The following is a 14,736-nucleotide window of genomic DNA, read 5'->3' on the forward strand; positions in this document are numbered from 1 at the left end:
AGGGTCAGGCATGTCTCTGTTAGAACTCGAGCGGATCTCGAAGCGCTTCGGCGCGCTGACCGTTGCCGACGAGATCAGCTTCTCGGTCGGCGAGGGCGAGGCGCTCGGCATCATCGGGCCGAACGGCGCCGGCAAGTCGACGCTGTTCAACCTGATTGCCGGCAACATCGCCCCCGACAGTGGCACCGTCCGCTTCGGCGGCATGGATGTCACCCGAACACCGCCGATGGGCCGCTGTCTGTCGGGCATGGGGCGGACTTTCCAGATCCCGCAGCCCTTCGAAAAACTGACCGTCTTTGAGAACCTGCTCGTCGCCGGCAGTTTCGGCGCGCGGCGGCGCGAGGCGGAAGCCTGTGACCGCTGCGCCGAGATCCTGGTGGACACGGGCCTGTTCGACAAGGCGAATGTTCTGGCCGGCGGCCTTACCCTGCTGCAGCGCAAGCGGCTGGAACTGGCAAGGGCGCTCGCCACCGAGCCGAGGCTGTTGCTGCTGGACGAGATCGCCGGCGGCTTAACGGAAGCCGAATGCCACCAGTTGGTCGCGACCATCAGTGCCATACAGCAGAAGGGCGTTGCCGTCATCTGGATCGAACATGTGCTGCATGCGCTGACCTCGGTGGTGGAGCGGCTGCTGGTTTTGAACTTCGGCAAGGTGATCGGCATCGGAAAACCCGACGAGCTCATGGCGTCGCGTGCGGTCCAGGAGATCTATCTGGGGATCGAGCTATGACAGCGATGCTCGAAACCAGGGGCCTCAGGGCCTTCTACGGTGACTTCCAGGCACTCTTCGGCGTTGATATCGCCGTTGCCAAGGGGGAAACCGTCGCGATCATCGGGGCCAATGGCGCGGGCAAGACCAGCCTGATGCGCGCCATCTCCGGCATACTCGCGAGCGAGCCGGGCATGATCGTCTATCGCGATGAACCGATCGGTGCGCTGGCAGCACCCGATGTTCTTGCCCGCGGCATCGCCATGGTGCCCGAGGGACGCCGGCTGTTCCCGTCGCTGAGCGTCGAGGAAAACCTGCTGATCGGCGCCTATCGCCGCAACGGAGAGGGACCTTGGACGCTCGAGAGTGTCTATGAGCTCTTCCCGATCCTGCGCGAGCGTCGAAACAACCCAGCGACAGCCCTTTCCGGCGGCCAGCAGCAGATGGTGGCAATCGGCCGGGCGCTGATGTCCAACCCGGACGTGCTGCTTTGCGACGAGATCAGTCTCGGCTTGGCGCCGGTCGTCGTTCGCGACATCTATGCGGCCTTCCCGCGCATCCGCCAGACCGGTGCTTCGATCGTCATCGTCGAGCAGGACATCGCCCAGGCGCTGAAGGTCGCAACCCAGGTCTATTGCCTGATGGAAGGGCGGGTGACGTTGTCTGGGCATCCGGAGGCGCTGACCCGCGAGCAGATCCACCAGGCCTATTTCGGAGCGCCGCGCCATGAGCATCATTGACACGATCGTGCAGGGCGTTCTGCTCGGTGGGCTCTACGCCCTCTTTGCCGCCGGCCTCAGCCTGGTCTTCGGCATCATGCGGCTCGTCAATCTCGCCCATGGCGACCTGATCGTGCTTGCCGCCTTCCTGATCCTTCTGCTGTCCTCGGCGCTCGGCCTCAATCCATTTTTCGCGGCACTCATTGCCGCGCCGCTGATGTTCGTTGCCGGTTGGGCACTGCAATATTTCGTGCTCAATCGCACGCTCGGCAACGACGTCTTGCCACCGCTGCTCGTTACTTTCGGTATCTCCACCGTCCTCCAGAATGGCCTGCTCGAAGCGTTTTCCGCCGATAGCCGCCGTGTCTCCATCGGTGCGCTGGAGGGTGCTTCGACCGGTCTCGGCCCGCTCAACGTCGGCCTGATGCCGTTGATAACTTTTCTCTCGGCTCTCACCGTCATCTTCGGCCTGAACCAGCTGATCTATCGGACGGCGCTGGGACGCGCCTTCCGGGCAACGTCCGACGATATCGTGACGGCTGGGCTGATGGGCATTCGCCCACAACGCATCTTCGCGGTCGCGACCGGGCTTGCCATGGTCGTGGTGACGATCGCCGCACTCTATCTTGGCACGCGCGCCAACTTCGATCCGACGTCAGGTCCGTCGCGGCTGATCTACGCCTTCGAAGCGGTGATCATCGGCGGCCTCGGCTCGCTCTGGGGAACACTTGCCGGCGGGGTCATCCTCGGCGTTGCGCAGACACTTGGGGCGGCCGTCAATCCGGAATGGCAGATCCTTGCCGGGCACCTCGCCTTCCTCGCCGTTCTCGTCATCAAGCCGCGCGGGCTATTCCCCCGCGCCGTCGATTGAGGTCAAGCCGATGTCCATCGCCATTCCGTCCTTCAAGGTCGAAACGCGGAGCGGAACCTCATCGCTTGCAGCCTTGGCGGCATTTGCCGGCCTTGCGCTCGCGATTGCAGCTCCCCTCGTCGTGTCCCGCGGTGTCGTGCAGGATCTCTTCTTCATCCTGACCACGCTGGTGCTCGCGCAGAACTGGAACCTGCTTGCCGGCTATGCCGGGCTGATCTCGGTCGGTCAGCAGGTTTTCGTCGGCTTTGGCGCCTATGCGATGTTCGGTGCGGTCATTCTGGCTGGCCTCGATCCCATCGCCGCCATTCTGATTGCCGGCGCTCTTTCGGCACTTCTTGCCATTCCGACAGCCTTTTTCACCTTCCGGCTGCAAGGGCCCTATTTCGCCATCGGCACCTGGGTGGTGGCCGAGGTGGTGCGGCTGCTGCTTGCTCAATGGAAGGCGCTCGGCGGCGGCACCGGCACCTCGCTGCCGCGCGATGCCACGCGCGATATGATAGGCGTTGACCTCATCCGCGACCTCTTCGGCATGAAGGCGGCCGCGGCCAGCGATGCCCTCACCTATTGGATCGCACTCCTGTTGGCGCTCGCGACTATCGGCTTCATCTACCGCCTGCTGCGCAGCAAGCAGGGGCTCGGCCTTGCCGCCGTGCGCGACAACGAGCAGGCCGCCCGGGCCGTCGGCGTCGACGCCCGGCGCATGAAGGCGCTGGTCTACGTGGCGACGGCGTTCGTCACCGGTGTGGCCGGTGCGCTGATCTATGTGCAGAAGGCGCGCATCTCACCGGACGCGGCCTTTTCCGTCACCGACTGGACGGCCTATGTCATCTTCATCGTCGTGATCGGCGGCATTGGCACCATCGAAGGGCCGATCGTCGGCGTCGTTCTCTTCTTCCTGCTGCAGAAGCTCTTTGCGGATTTTGGCTCCTGGTACCTGCTGGTCCTTGGCGTCATCGGCATCCTCGTCATGCTCTTTACGCCGCGCGGCCTCTGGGGTCTGTTCTCCGATCGCACCGGCATCCAGCTCTTTCCGGTCCGCCGCACGTTGATCGGCGGACCACCCGCACACACGCCTAAGGGAGGACCAAATGGCTGACATCACAACCGACGTACTCATCATCGGCACGGGGCCGGCCGGGTCCGCCACCGCCGCGCTGCTTTCGAGCTACGGCATCGAAAACATGGTGATCAACCGCTACCGCTGGCTGGCCAACACCCCGCGCGCCCATATCACCAACCAGCGCACGATGGAGGTGTTACGCGATCTCGGCCGGGACGTGGAGGACGAAGCCTATATGTTCGCCGCCGAGCAGGATCTGATGGGCGAGAACGTCTTTTGCACCTCGCTTGCCGGCGAAGAGATCGGCCGCATGAAAAGCTGGGGCAAACATCCGGTCTCACGCGCCGAACACCAGCTTTCCTCGCCGAGCCAGATGAACGACCTTCCGCAGACCTTCATGGAACCGCTGCTGTTCAAGACGGCTTGCTCACGCGGCACCCAGGCGCGGATGTCGACGGAATATCTCAGCCATGTGCAGGATGACGACGGGGTTACCACGACCTGTCTCGACCGGTTGACCGGCAAGGAATTCACCGTTCGCTCAAAATATCTGATCGGCGCGGATGGCGGCAACTCGAAGGTCGCGGAGGATGCCGGACTCAGCTTCGAGGGCCGGATGGGCGTTGCGGGATCGATGAACATCCTGTTCGAGGCGGACCTGTCGCGCTACGTCGCGCATCGCCCTTCGGTGCTCTACTGGGTGCTGCAACCGGGAGCCGACGTCGGCGGTATCGGCATGGGCCTCGTGCGCATGGTCCGCCCCTGGAACGAGTGGCTGATCGTCTGGGGATACGACATCAACCAGCCGGCACCGGCCGTAGACGAAGCCCACGCGAAGAAGGTGGTGCGCGACCTGGTCGGCGTGCAGGATCTCGATGTTACGATCAAGCAGGTCTCGACCTGGACGGTCAACAATATGTACGCGACGACGATGTCGAACCGACGCGTCTTCTGCATGGGAGATGCCGCGCACCGCCATCCGCCATCGAACGGGCTCGGTTCCAACACCTCGATCCAGGATGCCTTCAACCTTGCCTGGAAACTCGCCTTCGTGCTGAAAGGTCAGGCTGGCGAAACGCTGCTCGATACCTACACCGCGGAGCGGGCACCGGTCGCCAAGCAGATCGTCACGCGCGCCAACAAGTCGATTGAAGAGTTCGGCCCGATCTTCAAGGCACTCGGCCTGCTCGATTCCATCGATCCCGTGAAGATGCAGCAGAACATGGACGGGCGCTGCCGCGATACGCCGGCGGCGGAAGAACAGCGCGCCAGCATCCGCAAGGCGATCGCCGCAAAAGTCTACGAGTTCGACGCCCACGGCGTCGAGATGAACCAGCGCTATCGTTCGGATGCGATCGTTACCGATGGTCAGCCCGAGCCGGTCTTTACCAAGGACCCAGAACTGCACTTCCAGCAGACCACCTGGCCGGGGGCCCGGGTTCCGCATGCCTGGGTCTTTTCGAATGACGGCAAGAAGGCCTCGACGCTCGATCTCACCGGCCACGGCCGGTTCACCGTGCTCACCGGGATCGGCGGACAGGGCTGGATTGAAGCGGCGAAGGTCGTCGGCCACGAGCTTGGTGTCGATATTGCGGCCCACGTCATCGGCGCGCGGCAGCATTGGGATGATTTCACCGGCGACTGGGCCGCACTCAGCGAAGTGCGTGACAGCGGCATCGTTCTCGTGCGTCCTGACCATCATGTCTGCTGGCGCTCGAAAGGGCTGCCGGCAGATCCCGTCGCAGACCTTCGCCGGGTCATGACATCAGTCCTTGGGAGGTGATCCATGGAAGCGCATGAGAAAGGCTTCTTCACCGAAGAAAACTCGATCGAGGTCGTCACCGGCCGCAACAGGAACGCCAAGGACGAACGGCTGAAGCAGATCATGGAAGTGGTCACGCGCAAGCTGCACGAGGCGGTGCGGGAAATCGAGCCGACGCAGGAGGAGTGGATGGAGGCCATCCTCTTCCTCACACGCACGGGGCAGATGTGCAACCAATGGCGGCAGGAGTTTATCCTGCTGTCCGACACGCTCGGCGTCTCGATGCTTGTCGATGCCATCAACAACCGCAAACCGTCGGGTGCCTCGGAAAGCACCGTGCTCGGGCCGTTTCACGTGCAGGATGCGCCGGAGCTCGAGATGGGGGCCAACATCTGCCTCGACCAGAAGGGCGAGGAGATGGTCGTCGGCGGACGCATCCTCGACACCGAGGGCAGGCCAATTGCCAATGCGCTGATCGACGTCTGGCAAGCCAATGACGAAGGCTTCTATGACGTGCAGCAGAAGGGCATCCAGCCGGAATTTAATTTGCGCGGCGTCTTTCGCACAGGGCCTGACGGCGAATATCGGTTCCGGGCGGTAAAGCCGAAATACTACCCGATCCCGAATGACGGTCCGGTCGGTCAGATGCTGGAGCATCTGGGCCGCCACCCCAACCGCCCGGCCCATCTCCACTACATCATCAAGGCCGACGGGTACGAGACGCTTATTACCCACATCTTCGATCCAGATGATCCGTATATCCATTCGGATGCGGTATTCGGTGTGAAACAGAGCCTGCTCGCGACCTTCCGGCACGTTGAGGACCCGGCACGCGCCAAGGAATACGGATTCTCCGACCGCTTCTGGGAAGTGAACCACGACTTCGTGCTGGCGCGGTCAAAGGGCGGCACCCGCTGACACGATCCAGGAACCACTACCTTGCCGAGGTGATCCGGAAAAGTACCGTCGCTCAGGCCGCGGGCCCTTCCGCGGCACAACCACGCCGAGCACTCTTGGCGCGCCGTGCCTTGGACGCGGAAGCAGGCCGTCTTCGGAATGCGCCCACGCAAGGGTGAGGTTCCGCCTTGGCGGAAGAGAGTGGGAGTCGAACCCACCAAGGACCGTCTGTCAGCCCCTCCCGGATTTGAAGTCCGGACATGCCACCGGGCATGCATCTCCTCCAAACATTTGACTTCTATTGTCTTTTCTCTTTGGCGATCCACCTCGACATAAGCCTTTAATTCAGCAAAGCCGCTTGGTTTGCACTCGTGAACATGACCGTATTCTCGTCGGTCGTGGCGTCCCATACGCCACTCTCAACCCCGCCCGCTACAGACAACTGAATATACCCATTGGTGAAGCCAGCCTTTTTGAACTGCACCGCCGTTATGCTGCTAAACGGGATGCTCTTTTCACCGGACAGTCCATGCGCAAGGAACGCGAGCGCCCCCTTGCGCTGTATAACCAGCTTGTCCTCGAAAATTTCGATCACCCCCCGACGCCCTGCAACTTCATGTTAGCCCCCCCACGCTCTACAACCATGATGGTGCAATGCTCTCACAGCGCAAGTTGCAGTCAAGGCTTATTTAGCCTTCTCTAAATTTTAACGTGTGTTATCGTCCGGCGGGAGGGGGGTCAATTACTTGGACTGGGAGCGGTGGTTCTGTTCTGAGGAGGCGGCTCACGAAGCCGGGTGGAGAAGAGCCTACAAGTAGTCATCAGGAGAACATGCCGCCCCATCTGGTGCAAGATTTGGTCGGGCGGATCGGCCCTGTAGTGCGGCGCATCCATGACGATCTACTGGGACAGCAAGAAGCTGCTTTCGGATTGGCTGCTCTCGATTTCGAAAATCTCGCGCTTCAGACGCGCAATGTGCGCATACGAATACTGCGCATCCTCTAACAGCATACCGGCTCGGTCTTCCGCGAATTTCGCCTGGCGGCGATGGTTGTCGATCTGCGCCAATTTTTGTTTGATCCGAGAATCGTCCCTGGTCATTCCCAGCCTCCCTGGAAAGCGCCCTGGGCCGACATCTTAGACGAACAGCGAAGTTTGTCGATTTACCCATCCGGCGGATGCCGCTTCAACCCTTTCGGATAGTGGCTTTCGCCAATCGTGTCGGAGGGAAAGGGGCGGCGCGACCCGTAAGGTAATTTCTGGAGCACATTGGCAGACTAGAGCTTTTCCTTCAGGACGACGGCACTTTGAGGGAACATGCTTCCGCGATCAGTTATCGGCTTCGGTCATAGGAGAGGAAAGGGTCGTCCGCATGGCGTTCAATGATGATGAGTACGTGTCGGCCTGGCAGAATGGTGGAAGCACCGCGGTTGAAGACTTGCTCCGTGAACGTTGCCCAGATGATGATGCTAGAGTCCGAGTGCTGCCGCGCCTCGATGATCTCGGTACGTGGGATATTCTGTGGCACCGGTCGTCGGATACGGGTGAGCTCGACTACGGAATAGTTCGATCCCATCTCGGCTAGACGATGCAACAAAAAAGGCCGGATGATCCGGCCCTTCCGTGATCTCCTCCCGCCGCTGCCAGTACATCCGTGGTCAGCAGGCGAGAGGGACCGTATGCCTCCAATATAGGCGTGATTGAAATTTATTCAAATCGGAAATCAAAAGGCCTCGCCCTGCAGCGGCAAATGCTCGGGCACACGCGTTCGCCCTTGTCTTGATGCAGGCGCCACGCTGGACGGCGGAAATCGGCGTCCCACGCAGAGATTTTGAGAGCAATTGACGAGACGTCACGCGTTCTGAAAGGCAGTTACAACAGCGTTCCGCCCTTTCACAACGGCTTTCCTGGGAGCCCAATGCCGACGGCCAAACGTCTCTTCAAAACCGACATCGACGAGCGGCTCGTCGCGTAGACTTTCATGGCGAAGCGTGAAGTAGGCGGTGAAGCTCTCACCCACGCCGATTTTCTTCGGAAGACCGCCGCTGAACATTCCGGGTGTGTGATCTTCTCAATCGGAAAATCGTGAAGGGGGTTCAGTATAAAGAGCTGAACTTTCTTGAACCATCTCTTGCGAGAACGGTCCACCGCCAAGTAGAGCGTAACATTCCCCGGCCCGAGATTTGTCGCAAGCAAGGAGATGACCTTGAATCCGTCATCACTGCCGCCAATAATCGTATTAACGGAGAAATGAACGCTGACTTTGGCCTTTGGATAGATAAACTTCGACCAAACGTTCCAGATAAAGCACGCAAGAGACACGAAAAACGAGCACAGGCTTATGACTAACGCCCAATCGGCAGTGGTCATCCTCTCGACGCTGCTCACGCGAGCATCTTGCCCCGCCTCGAAGCGGTTGACCGTGTTTGCTCCCACACCCGCCTTTTGTGCGAGTTCCTGGGTGCTCCAATTGAGGGCTGCACGCCCCATTCGACACTGATTTGCAAATCCGCGATCGCCTCGAAGCTCACATAGAGCGGGTGATTGCTCTGCTCGATGAGATCGACGGCGCCCCGACCTTGAGCCGGCGCTTGCCTGGCCCTTCCACGGCCCGCAGTGGCTTTCCGAGGCCGGTATCGCTGACGATGACCGGGAATGGGAGGACGAGCGGGAATGGGACCCCGCGGAGATGGGCATCGCTGATAGCGACGGCGCAGCCGAACAATGGCCGGGATTTGGTCTGGCCGGGAGCTACACACTATGAGCGCGATCAGCAGAAGACCCTCTTGGGCGGCCCTGCAGGTACGGCCGGTGGCGTCATCGGTACCGCCATTCCCTTGCCGGCGCCGGCCGCGGTCGACGATCCTGTTATGACGCCGGAGGAACGCATGCAGGCAGCGATCGAAGAACTGCAGGCTGCGGACTCTGTCGCGATACCGAGCGTGAAGCGGTGGCGGATCTGATCCCGAGCACGGCTGCCCGCTCATTGTGACAGCATTCACGTTCTGAGGGGGAGGATGGGAGATGGATGGCCTATCAACCCTCCAAGCCCTTATAGACGCCCATAGGGCCGCTATGGGGCGCTATGACAGCCTTCCAGGCGGTGATGTGCCTGATGACATCGCCGCCGAGATGATGCGAACCGGTGGGGCGCTGTGCTCCTACCGGCCGGCGACGATCGAAGGAGTCCATTTCAAGGCCGCCCACATGGTGACCTGTGACGCGTTCGTCGGCGGAGAAAATGGAGATCCAGATTTTACGCACCTGCAGTTGGTGAGCGGGTTTCTGCCGGCGACACCGTGAACAGCACGGGAACATCATTGCTACCATTTTGCTACCCAACGCGGTAGCACCGACCGAAATCCAATAACACGATCTAACATAGGGGGCAACGATAACGCCGGAGCTTCCGGCACTTTGAAGGATGGGTCAGGACGGGGAAGTACGACCGCGATCAAATTTGAAGTCCGGACGCCCCACCGGGGACGCATCTCCTCCTCGCGCGTCCGATCGGACGAGTGGCACTCCAGGGACAGCATTCGGCAAATTGCCGAAGAAATCCAGACGGCTTCGGTTGAGGCGGCGGAGGTCCCCGCGCCTGAAGGTGACGCTGTGACGATCGAAGAAGTCAAGGATCTGGATAGCAACCTTGCGACCGTTTTCGAGGCGATCGCGAAATTGCATCGCAGTGAACCAGCCCTGGTCGGCGACCGCACCGATCTCTGCCGTGATAGCGATCATCTCGGCGACCACCTGGCGCAGGAAGAAATGATCATGCGCCACTTCGTGCACCCGGCCCATGCGGCTGCCGAGTTTCAGGAGACGGCGCGCCTGCACCTCCGGGATCGCCAGCAACACGGCAATATCGCGCACGCGTGGCGGGCGGAAGCGTTCGGATCCACCGAGCAGCGGCTCGATCTGACGCCAGAGCCGTTCGTCAGCGGGGCCCATGGTGACCTGATGTTCGACAAGCCGCACCCAGGCGCCATCCACCACAATCTCTACCGACGCGACGAGGGCCTGCAGGGCCGCGCGGAACGCCGGTGCCGGCAGGCGCAGCGGAAGCGCTGTCCGCAACCGCTCAACACCCATGCCCAGCAGATCCGGATTTTCCGCATGAAAAACCGTGAGCCGGGCAAGAATGTCGCCTCGGAGTTTCTCCCAGCTTTGCAAGGACATGACGAGCCTGGCGGCATCCGATGGCAGTTCAATCACGCCTAGGGATCGCGCCAGAGCTTGCGCTTCCGCGGCAGCAATCGCCCGATCGCGGCCGAAGGCGCCGATGTCGATGAAGAAGGGTGGAATGGCGAGTAGCGCTTCGATCGTCTGTCGTACTTCGCTCAAGCACAGTGCATCGAGTTGCGCCATCCGTTCCGGCGTGCGGCGCTTCCTTGCGGGGGCGCGCAAATCCAGGAACCGACCGCCGCCGATCGTGCGCCGGGCGGACGTATCGCGAACAACATAGCGGTCACCGGCGGCCGCCGCGATCGGCCGGTCCAGTACCAGTTGGACGCGCGCGCGCGTTCCTGGTGACACGGCCTGTTCGGCCAAGAGGACGATGCGGGCTCCAACTTCCACGGAGGCGTGATGAAGCCGCACCGGGAACCAATGGCCGATCGGCTTCGGCTCGGAGCCAAGCACGCGTAAAGTCGCGTCGATGCGGTCGGTCGGCGCATATAGGCCGGGGTCGCAGATCACGTCGCCGCGGCCGACGGCCGCCTTCGTGATGGCGGGACCAACGAGGTTGAGCGCGCAGCGATCGCCAGCGCGACCGGTTTCGCTTTGGCTGTTCTGCGCGTGGATTGATCGCACCCGTGCCTTGAGGCCCGAAGGGCTGACGACGATATAATCTTCGACCGACACCTGGCCCGAAAGAACGGTTCCGGTGACGACCGTCCCTACGCCCTGGATAGTGAAGGAGCGATCAATGGCCATGCGGAAACATCCGTTTGCTTGCCGCTGCGTGAAACGCCGTGCCACGTCGAGGATTTCGTCGCGAACCGTCGCCACACCTTCGCCCGATATCGACGAAACCGGGATAATGGTCGCATCCGCAAGCGCCGTTTCCGCGAGGTGGTTGCGCATCGCCTGCTCGACGGCCGCAACGCGAGCGTCTGTCACGAGATCGGCCTTGGTGATGGCGATGACCCCGTGCCTGATGCCAAGCAGATCGACGATAGCGAGATGCTCGCGCGTCTGCGGCATGACGCCGTCGTCGGCCGCGACCACGAGCAGCACGAAATCGATGCCGCCGGCGCCTGCAAGCATGGTGTGGATGAATTTCTCATGGCCGGGCACGTCAACGAAGCCGATCGTCTCCACGCCCTCGACCGGCATATAGGCAAAACCGAGCTCGATCGATATGCCGCGGTCCTTCTCCTCCTTCAGCCGATCCGTGTCGACTCCGGTCAGCGCCCGCACGAGCGACGTCTTGCCATGATCGATGTGGCCGGCTGTGCCTACGATCACCTTTGATCCCTCTCATTCGTGGGCCGAAGCGGCACCGCCGCCTCGGAGAGCGGCAGCGAGGCTCGCCGTTCGGCCTCCTGCAATTCCTCGTCATTGAGCGCGGCGCGCACGACGTCGAAGAACGGCGCCGCCAGCGCACTGCCTCCGCCGCGCGCCCTTATCAGCCAGGCAAAGGCCTCGATCGGGTCGTGGGCTGTGCCGCTTCCAAGATGATAGGCCGCGCCAAGCATCGCCTGACCGTCGGCATCGCCAGCGCACGCGCCGCGCCGCCACCAGTAGGCAGCCTCGACCGGATCACGCGCCACCCCGATGGCATTGTGATAGAGCATGCCGAGCCGCGTCATTGATGCCGCGGAACCGTTCTGCGCGGCCGCCAGCGCCCACCGACAGGCTTCGGCAAAATCGGGCTCGATGAGATCTCCTTCGAGCGCCATCCAACTCAGCATGTCCTGAGCTTCCGCGTCATTTTGTTCGGCGGCCTGGCGGTACAGGCTTGCTGCGCGCTCGTAGTCCGGCGGGATCCCCTCGCCCTTGAAGAGAAGCGACGCGAGGTTGCGCTGACCGACAGGATCGCCGGCCTCTGCAGCAAGACTGAGCCAGCGATAGGCAAGGCCGGCATCCCGGGCGACTCCCAAGCCGCCGGCAAAGCATGCGCCGATATTGTTCTGGGCCCGGGCATTCCCCGCCTGTGCAAGAGGTCCCCAAAGGGCGAGAGCGGTTTCGTAGTCGCTGTTGCGCGCTGCGGCGAGCGCCTTTGCCATGGGTGCTTCCGGGCCCCCCTCACCCTTGGGCGGCCTTCCAAAGAGACGGCTGAGAAGGTTCACGATGCAGCTCCCTCTTCTGCCAACGGTTCGAGGACCGCGAGATTGGCGACGAAGCCTTCCTCGTCCTCGAGGCAGCGCAGGTCCAGAATGAGCGACCCGCGTTCGATGCGGCCGATGACCGGCATCGGCAGGCGCCTCAGGGCCGCGGCCAGTTCGGCAAGCATGCGGCCGCTGCCGGACAATGACGCAAGTGCCAGACCCGCGCTCGGCACGGTGACGAGCGGCAAGGCGCCGGAACCGATCTGGCTGCCGCAATCGATGACCGAGACTTTGAATGCGCCATTGACCGCCCGCTCCACCGAGGGGCACAACCGCTCGGCCTGCTGGCGGACCTCGGCCTGCGGACGCGCGAGCAGACGCATCGTCGGAAGGCGCTCGCTCAAGCGGTCCGGGTCGCGATAGAGCCGGAGCGTTGCCTCCAGTGCCGCCAAGCGGATCTTGTCAAGGCGCAGCGCCCGCTTCATCGGATTCCTGTTGATCCTTTCGAGGAGGTCGACGCGCCCGACGATGAGGCCGGCCTGCGGTCCACCAAGCAGCTTGTCGCCGGAAAAAGTGACGATATCGGCACCGTCGGCGACTGCTTCGGCGGCGGTCGGCTCATGAGCGAGCCCGAAGCGGTCGAGATCGGCAAGTGTGCCGGAGCCGAGATCGTTGATCAACGGCAGCCCGTGCTCATGGGCGATTGTCGCCAGCTCGCGCGCCCCGACCTCCTTGGTGAAGCCCTCGATGCGGTAGTTGGAGGTGTGGACCTTCAAGATCAGTCCGGTCTCGGGCCCGATGGCGTCCCTGTAGTCCCGGGCATGAGTGCGGTTGGTGGTGCCGACCTCGACGAGTCGGACCCCGGAGCACTGCATGATGTCCGGCATGCGAAACGCCCCGCCGATTTCGATAAGCTCTCCGCGCGAGACGATCGCTTCCCGGCCGGCCGCCAGGCTGTTCAGCGTCAGCAGCACCGCGGCGGCGTTGTTGTTGACCACGGTCGCACCCGCCGCGCCAGTTAACTCGCAGATGAGCGCGCCCAGGTGATCGTCCCTCTCCCCGCGTCTGCCGCTCTTGAGGTCGAATTCGAGCGCGACTGCTTCGCGCATCGCAGCCGTCGCGGCATCGATCGCCGCCTCCGCCAGCAATGCGCGGCCGAGATTGGTGTGGAGCACTGTTCCCGTCAGGTTGAATAGCGGGCGCAGCGTCGATCGATCATTTGCCTCGAGCGCCGCGACGGCAGCCGTGGCAATGGCGTCCGGAGAGGGAACCTCTTCGCCTTTACGCACGTCCTCCCGGATCATGACCAGTACACTCCGCAAGGCTTCGGTCACAGCTCGCCGCCCGAAGCATTCGATCGCTTCGACAAGGGTCGCCGATCTCAGAAGCTCGTCCACCGAGGGGATGTCACGCAACCTGGCATTGGCGTCCATTCCGGCTCTCCCTGGGGCGCGCCTCGACCCGATCCCACCAAGTTAGAGCGGGATGCCGGCGGATAAACCACTCAGACCTTTCCTCATCTCGCTCTAGATTCCGGCCAGAAGCGGTGCAAACCCACCCCGGCGATAGGGACCTTCACGCATCAGGAGATCGAGGCTGAGGCTCGCAACATCGTCGGCAATCGGCTCGGTCGCCGGTGCTCTGTTCTGATAGAAGATCTTCGTCCAGCCATGGCATTCGTCGCAGGTTTCAGCCTTGACGGTGCCACCGTGGTTCTCGATCTCGCGATAGCCGATCCCCTTGGTGGAGCCGCAAAGTACGCACTTAATGCGGACATGGTGCCAGAGGGTCGAACAAAGCGAGCAGCAGCAGAAGCGCGCGCCGTGCGAGCCCGGCCAGCCGACGACCATGGACGAAGCGGGCCTGCCACCGCAGGCCGGGCAAATGCCGTCGGCGACTGGCCTTAATGTGGCGGGGTCAAGCACGGATGCCAGCCGAGCGAACTGCACCTGAAGCGCGGCCCAGACGAAGATGTGCTCGGCAACCGCGTCTTCAGGCAATGAGCCGGAAAGGATGGTTTCGGCCATGGCAAGACGTGCTTCACGATCGGCGCCGATCACCCGAGCGAGGGCGTCGGCAGCCGCGGCCGGCTTTTCGATCGCGTCAGCGGCGGCGAACAGACGGTCGAATGTGGCGTGGATTGCTTCGCCGTCCTCGATCCTGTTGCAGTGGAGCGGCGGCATTTCGAACTCACGGGCGCGCAGCAGTGTCGCGGCGTCGGGGCTCTCGGCGGGCGGGAGGTCGGCTTGGATGAGGTGCTGCGCGGTCGTCAGTCCTGCAAGGAAGTTGAGATAGGGTGCAAGGCCGCTCACCTCGGCCAGATGACTGAAACGCGTAGCTCGCGTGGCAAAGAGGGACGCGATGTTTGGCAGGCGCGCAAAGGGTGGCGAGGAGACGTCTCCAATAGCGGTCGGATCGGGCGCTGTGGCGTCTTTGCGTGTCATCA

At 62.5% G+C, this 14,736-nt stretch carries 15 protein-coding genes and 1 tRNA gene; 8 read left to right on the forward strand and 8 right to left on the reverse strand.

Annotated features, from left to right (window positions below; all coding sequences use genetic code 11):
- The first annotated feature begins 10 nt into the window (after window positions 1-10).
- The 6 genes from BHMPCIPO_RS22870 to BHMPCIPO_RS22895 are packed head-to-tail and all read left to right on the forward strand — an operon-like array spanning window position 11 to window position 6,039.
- Window positions 11-730, forward strand: a complete 720-nt coding sequence (locus tag BHMPCIPO_RS22870; protein ID WP_173519105.1) for an ABC transporter ATP-binding protein — start codon at window positions 11-13, stop codon at window positions 728-730.
- The gene (locus BHMPCIPO_RS22875) at window positions 727-1,449 is read left to right on the forward strand and encodes an ABC transporter ATP-binding protein (protein WP_173519106.1); all 723 of its coding nucleotides are present in this window, start codon (window positions 727-729) and stop codon (window positions 1,447-1,449) included. Before BHMPCIPO_RS22870 ends, BHMPCIPO_RS22875 begins: the two co-directional genes overlap by 4 nt.
- The gene (locus BHMPCIPO_RS22880; RefSeq protein WP_173519107.1) at window positions 1,436-2,299 is read left to right on the forward strand and encodes a branched-chain amino acid ABC transporter permease; all 864 of its coding nucleotides are present in this window, start codon (window positions 1,436-1,438) and stop codon (window positions 2,297-2,299) included. The genes BHMPCIPO_RS22875 and BHMPCIPO_RS22880 overlap by 14 nt, the downstream gene beginning before the upstream one ends.
- 10 nt (window positions 2,300-2,309) lie before the next feature.
- On the forward strand, window positions 2,310-3,395 hold the full coding sequence (locus BHMPCIPO_RS22885) for a branched-chain amino acid ABC transporter permease (RefSeq protein ID WP_173519108.1): 1,086 nt from the start codon (window positions 2,310-2,312) through the stop codon (window positions 3,393-3,395).
- Window positions 3,388-5,142, forward strand: coding sequence for an FAD-dependent oxidoreductase (locus BHMPCIPO_RS22890; RefSeq protein ID WP_173519109.1), 1,755 nt, complete (start codon window positions 3,388-3,390; stop codon window positions 5,140-5,142). The genes BHMPCIPO_RS22885 and BHMPCIPO_RS22890 overlap by 8 nt, the downstream gene beginning before the upstream one ends.
- 3 nt (window positions 5,143-5,145) lie before the next feature.
- Complete coding sequence (locus BHMPCIPO_RS22895; protein ID WP_173519110.1) at window positions 5,146-6,039, forward strand: intradiol ring-cleavage dioxygenase; 894 nt, start codon at window positions 5,146-5,148, stop codon at window positions 6,037-6,039.
- A gap of 168 nt (window positions 6,040-6,207) precedes the next feature.
- Here the strand turns inward: BHMPCIPO_RS22895 and BHMPCIPO_RS22900 are convergent.
- The 4 genes from BHMPCIPO_RS22900 to BHMPCIPO_RS22915 form a co-directional block, all read right to left on the reverse strand.
- Window positions 6,208-6,303: transfer RNA gene (locus tag BHMPCIPO_RS22900), tRNA-Sec, on the reverse strand.
- Between the two features lie 55 nt (window positions 6,304-6,358).
- The gene (locus BHMPCIPO_RS22905; protein ID WP_173519111.1) at window positions 6,359-6,613 is read right to left on the reverse strand and encodes a DUF4429 domain-containing protein; all 255 of its coding nucleotides are present in this window, start codon (window positions 6,611-6,613) and stop codon (window positions 6,359-6,361) included.
- Between the two features lie 305 nt (window positions 6,614-6,918).
- On the reverse strand, window positions 6,919-7,119 hold the full coding sequence (locus BHMPCIPO_RS22910; protein ID WP_173519112.1) for a hypothetical protein: 201 nt from the start codon (window positions 7,117-7,119) through the stop codon (window positions 6,919-6,921).
- Between the two features lie 792 nt (window positions 7,120-7,911).
- The gene (locus BHMPCIPO_RS22915; protein ID WP_173519113.1) at window positions 7,912-8,508 is read right to left on the reverse strand and encodes a helix-turn-helix domain-containing protein; all 597 of its coding nucleotides are present in this window, start codon (window positions 8,506-8,508) and stop codon (window positions 7,912-7,914) included.
- Window positions 8,509-8,804: 296 nt separating this feature from the next.
- On the opposite strand from BHMPCIPO_RS22915, the gene BHMPCIPO_RS22920 reads away from it, so the two are divergent.
- The gene (locus tag BHMPCIPO_RS22920) at window positions 8,805-8,981 is read left to right on the forward strand and encodes a hypothetical protein (protein ID WP_173519114.1); all 177 of its coding nucleotides are present in this window, start codon (window positions 8,805-8,807) and stop codon (window positions 8,979-8,981) included.
- Between the two features lie 112 nt (window positions 8,982-9,093).
- The gene (locus tag BHMPCIPO_RS22925; RefSeq protein ID WP_173519115.1) at window positions 9,094-9,321 is read left to right on the forward strand and encodes a hypothetical protein; all 228 of its coding nucleotides are present in this window, start codon (window positions 9,094-9,096) and stop codon (window positions 9,319-9,321) included.
- Window positions 9,322-9,447: 126 nt separating this feature from the next.
- Here BHMPCIPO_RS22925 and selB read toward each other — a convergent pair whose 3' ends face one another.
- The 4 genes from selB to fdhE form a co-directional block, all read right to left on the reverse strand.
- Window positions 9,448-11,487 (reverse strand): selenocysteine-specific translation elongation factor, encoded by a 2,040-nt coding sequence (gene selB, locus BHMPCIPO_RS22930; protein ID WP_173519116.1) that lies wholly within the window; start codon window positions 11,485-11,487, stop codon window positions 9,448-9,450.
- Window positions 11,484-12,311, reverse strand: a complete 828-nt coding sequence (locus tag BHMPCIPO_RS22935) for a tetratricopeptide repeat protein (protein ID WP_376741685.1) — start codon at window positions 12,309-12,311, stop codon at window positions 11,484-11,486. The genes selB and BHMPCIPO_RS22935 overlap by 4 nt, the downstream gene beginning before the upstream one ends.
- Window positions 12,308-13,723, reverse strand: coding sequence for an L-seryl-tRNA(Sec) selenium transferase (gene selA / locus BHMPCIPO_RS22940; RefSeq protein WP_173519118.1), 1,416 nt, complete (start codon window positions 13,721-13,723; stop codon window positions 12,308-12,310). Before selA ends, BHMPCIPO_RS22935 begins: the two co-directional genes overlap by 4 nt.
- A gap of 93 nt (window positions 13,724-13,816) precedes the next feature.
- Entirely contained in the window at window positions 13,817-14,734 is a 918-nt protein-coding gene (gene fdhE, locus BHMPCIPO_RS22945; RefSeq protein WP_173519119.1) for a formate dehydrogenase accessory protein FdhE, read from the reverse strand.
- Window positions 14,735-14,736 lie beyond the last annotated feature (2 nt).

This window comes from Ensifer sesbaniae (assembly GCF_013283665.1).
GTDB classification, from domain to species: domain Bacteria; phylum Pseudomonadota; class Alphaproteobacteria; order Rhizobiales; family Rhizobiaceae; genus Ensifer; species Ensifer sesbaniae.

What these genes read in the sequence shown, in the direction of transcription:
- BHMPCIPO_RS22890 (WP_173519109.1), top strand. Translation starts at nt 3,388, where the DNA reads ATGGCTGACATCACAACCGACGTACTCATCATCGGCACGGGGCCGGCC.
- BHMPCIPO_RS22885 (WP_173519108.1), top strand. Translation starts at nt 2,310, where the DNA reads ATGTCCATCGCCATTCCGTCCTTCAAGGTCGAAACGCGGAGCGGAACC.
- BHMPCIPO_RS22880 (WP_173519107.1), top strand. Translation starts at nt 1,436, where the DNA reads ATGAGCATCATTGACACGATCGTGCAGGGCGTTCTGCTCGGTGGGCTC.
- fdhE (WP_173519119.1), bottom strand. Translation starts at nt 14,734, where the DNA reads ATGACACGCAAAGACGCCACAGCGCCCGATCCGACCGCTATTGGAGAC.
- selA (WP_173519118.1), bottom strand. Translation starts at nt 13,723, where the DNA reads ATGGACGCCAATGCCAGGTTGCGTGACATCCCCTCGGTGGACGAGCTT.
- BHMPCIPO_RS22925 (WP_173519115.1), top strand. Translation starts at nt 9,094, where the DNA reads ATGGGGCGCTATGACAGCCTTCCAGGCGGTGATGTGCCTGATGACATC.
- BHMPCIPO_RS22870 (WP_173519105.1), top strand. Translation starts at nt 11, where the DNA reads ATGTCTCTGTTAGAACTCGAGCGGATCTCGAAGCGCTTCGGCGCGCTG.
- BHMPCIPO_RS22910 (WP_173519112.1), bottom strand. Translation starts at nt 7,119, where the DNA reads ATGACCAGGGACGATTCTCGGATCAAACAAAAATTGGCGCAGATCGAC.
- BHMPCIPO_RS22895 (WP_173519110.1), top strand. Translation starts at nt 5,146, where the DNA reads ATGGAAGCGCATGAGAAAGGCTTCTTCACCGAAGAAAACTCGATCGAG.
- BHMPCIPO_RS22875 (WP_173519106.1), top strand. Translation starts at nt 727, where the DNA reads ATGACAGCGATGCTCGAAACCAGGGGCCTCAGGGCCTTCTACGGTGAC.
- BHMPCIPO_RS22915 (WP_173519113.1), bottom strand. Translation starts at nt 8,508, where the DNA reads ATGGGGCGTGCAGCCCTCAATTGGAGCACCCAGGAACTCGCACAAAAG.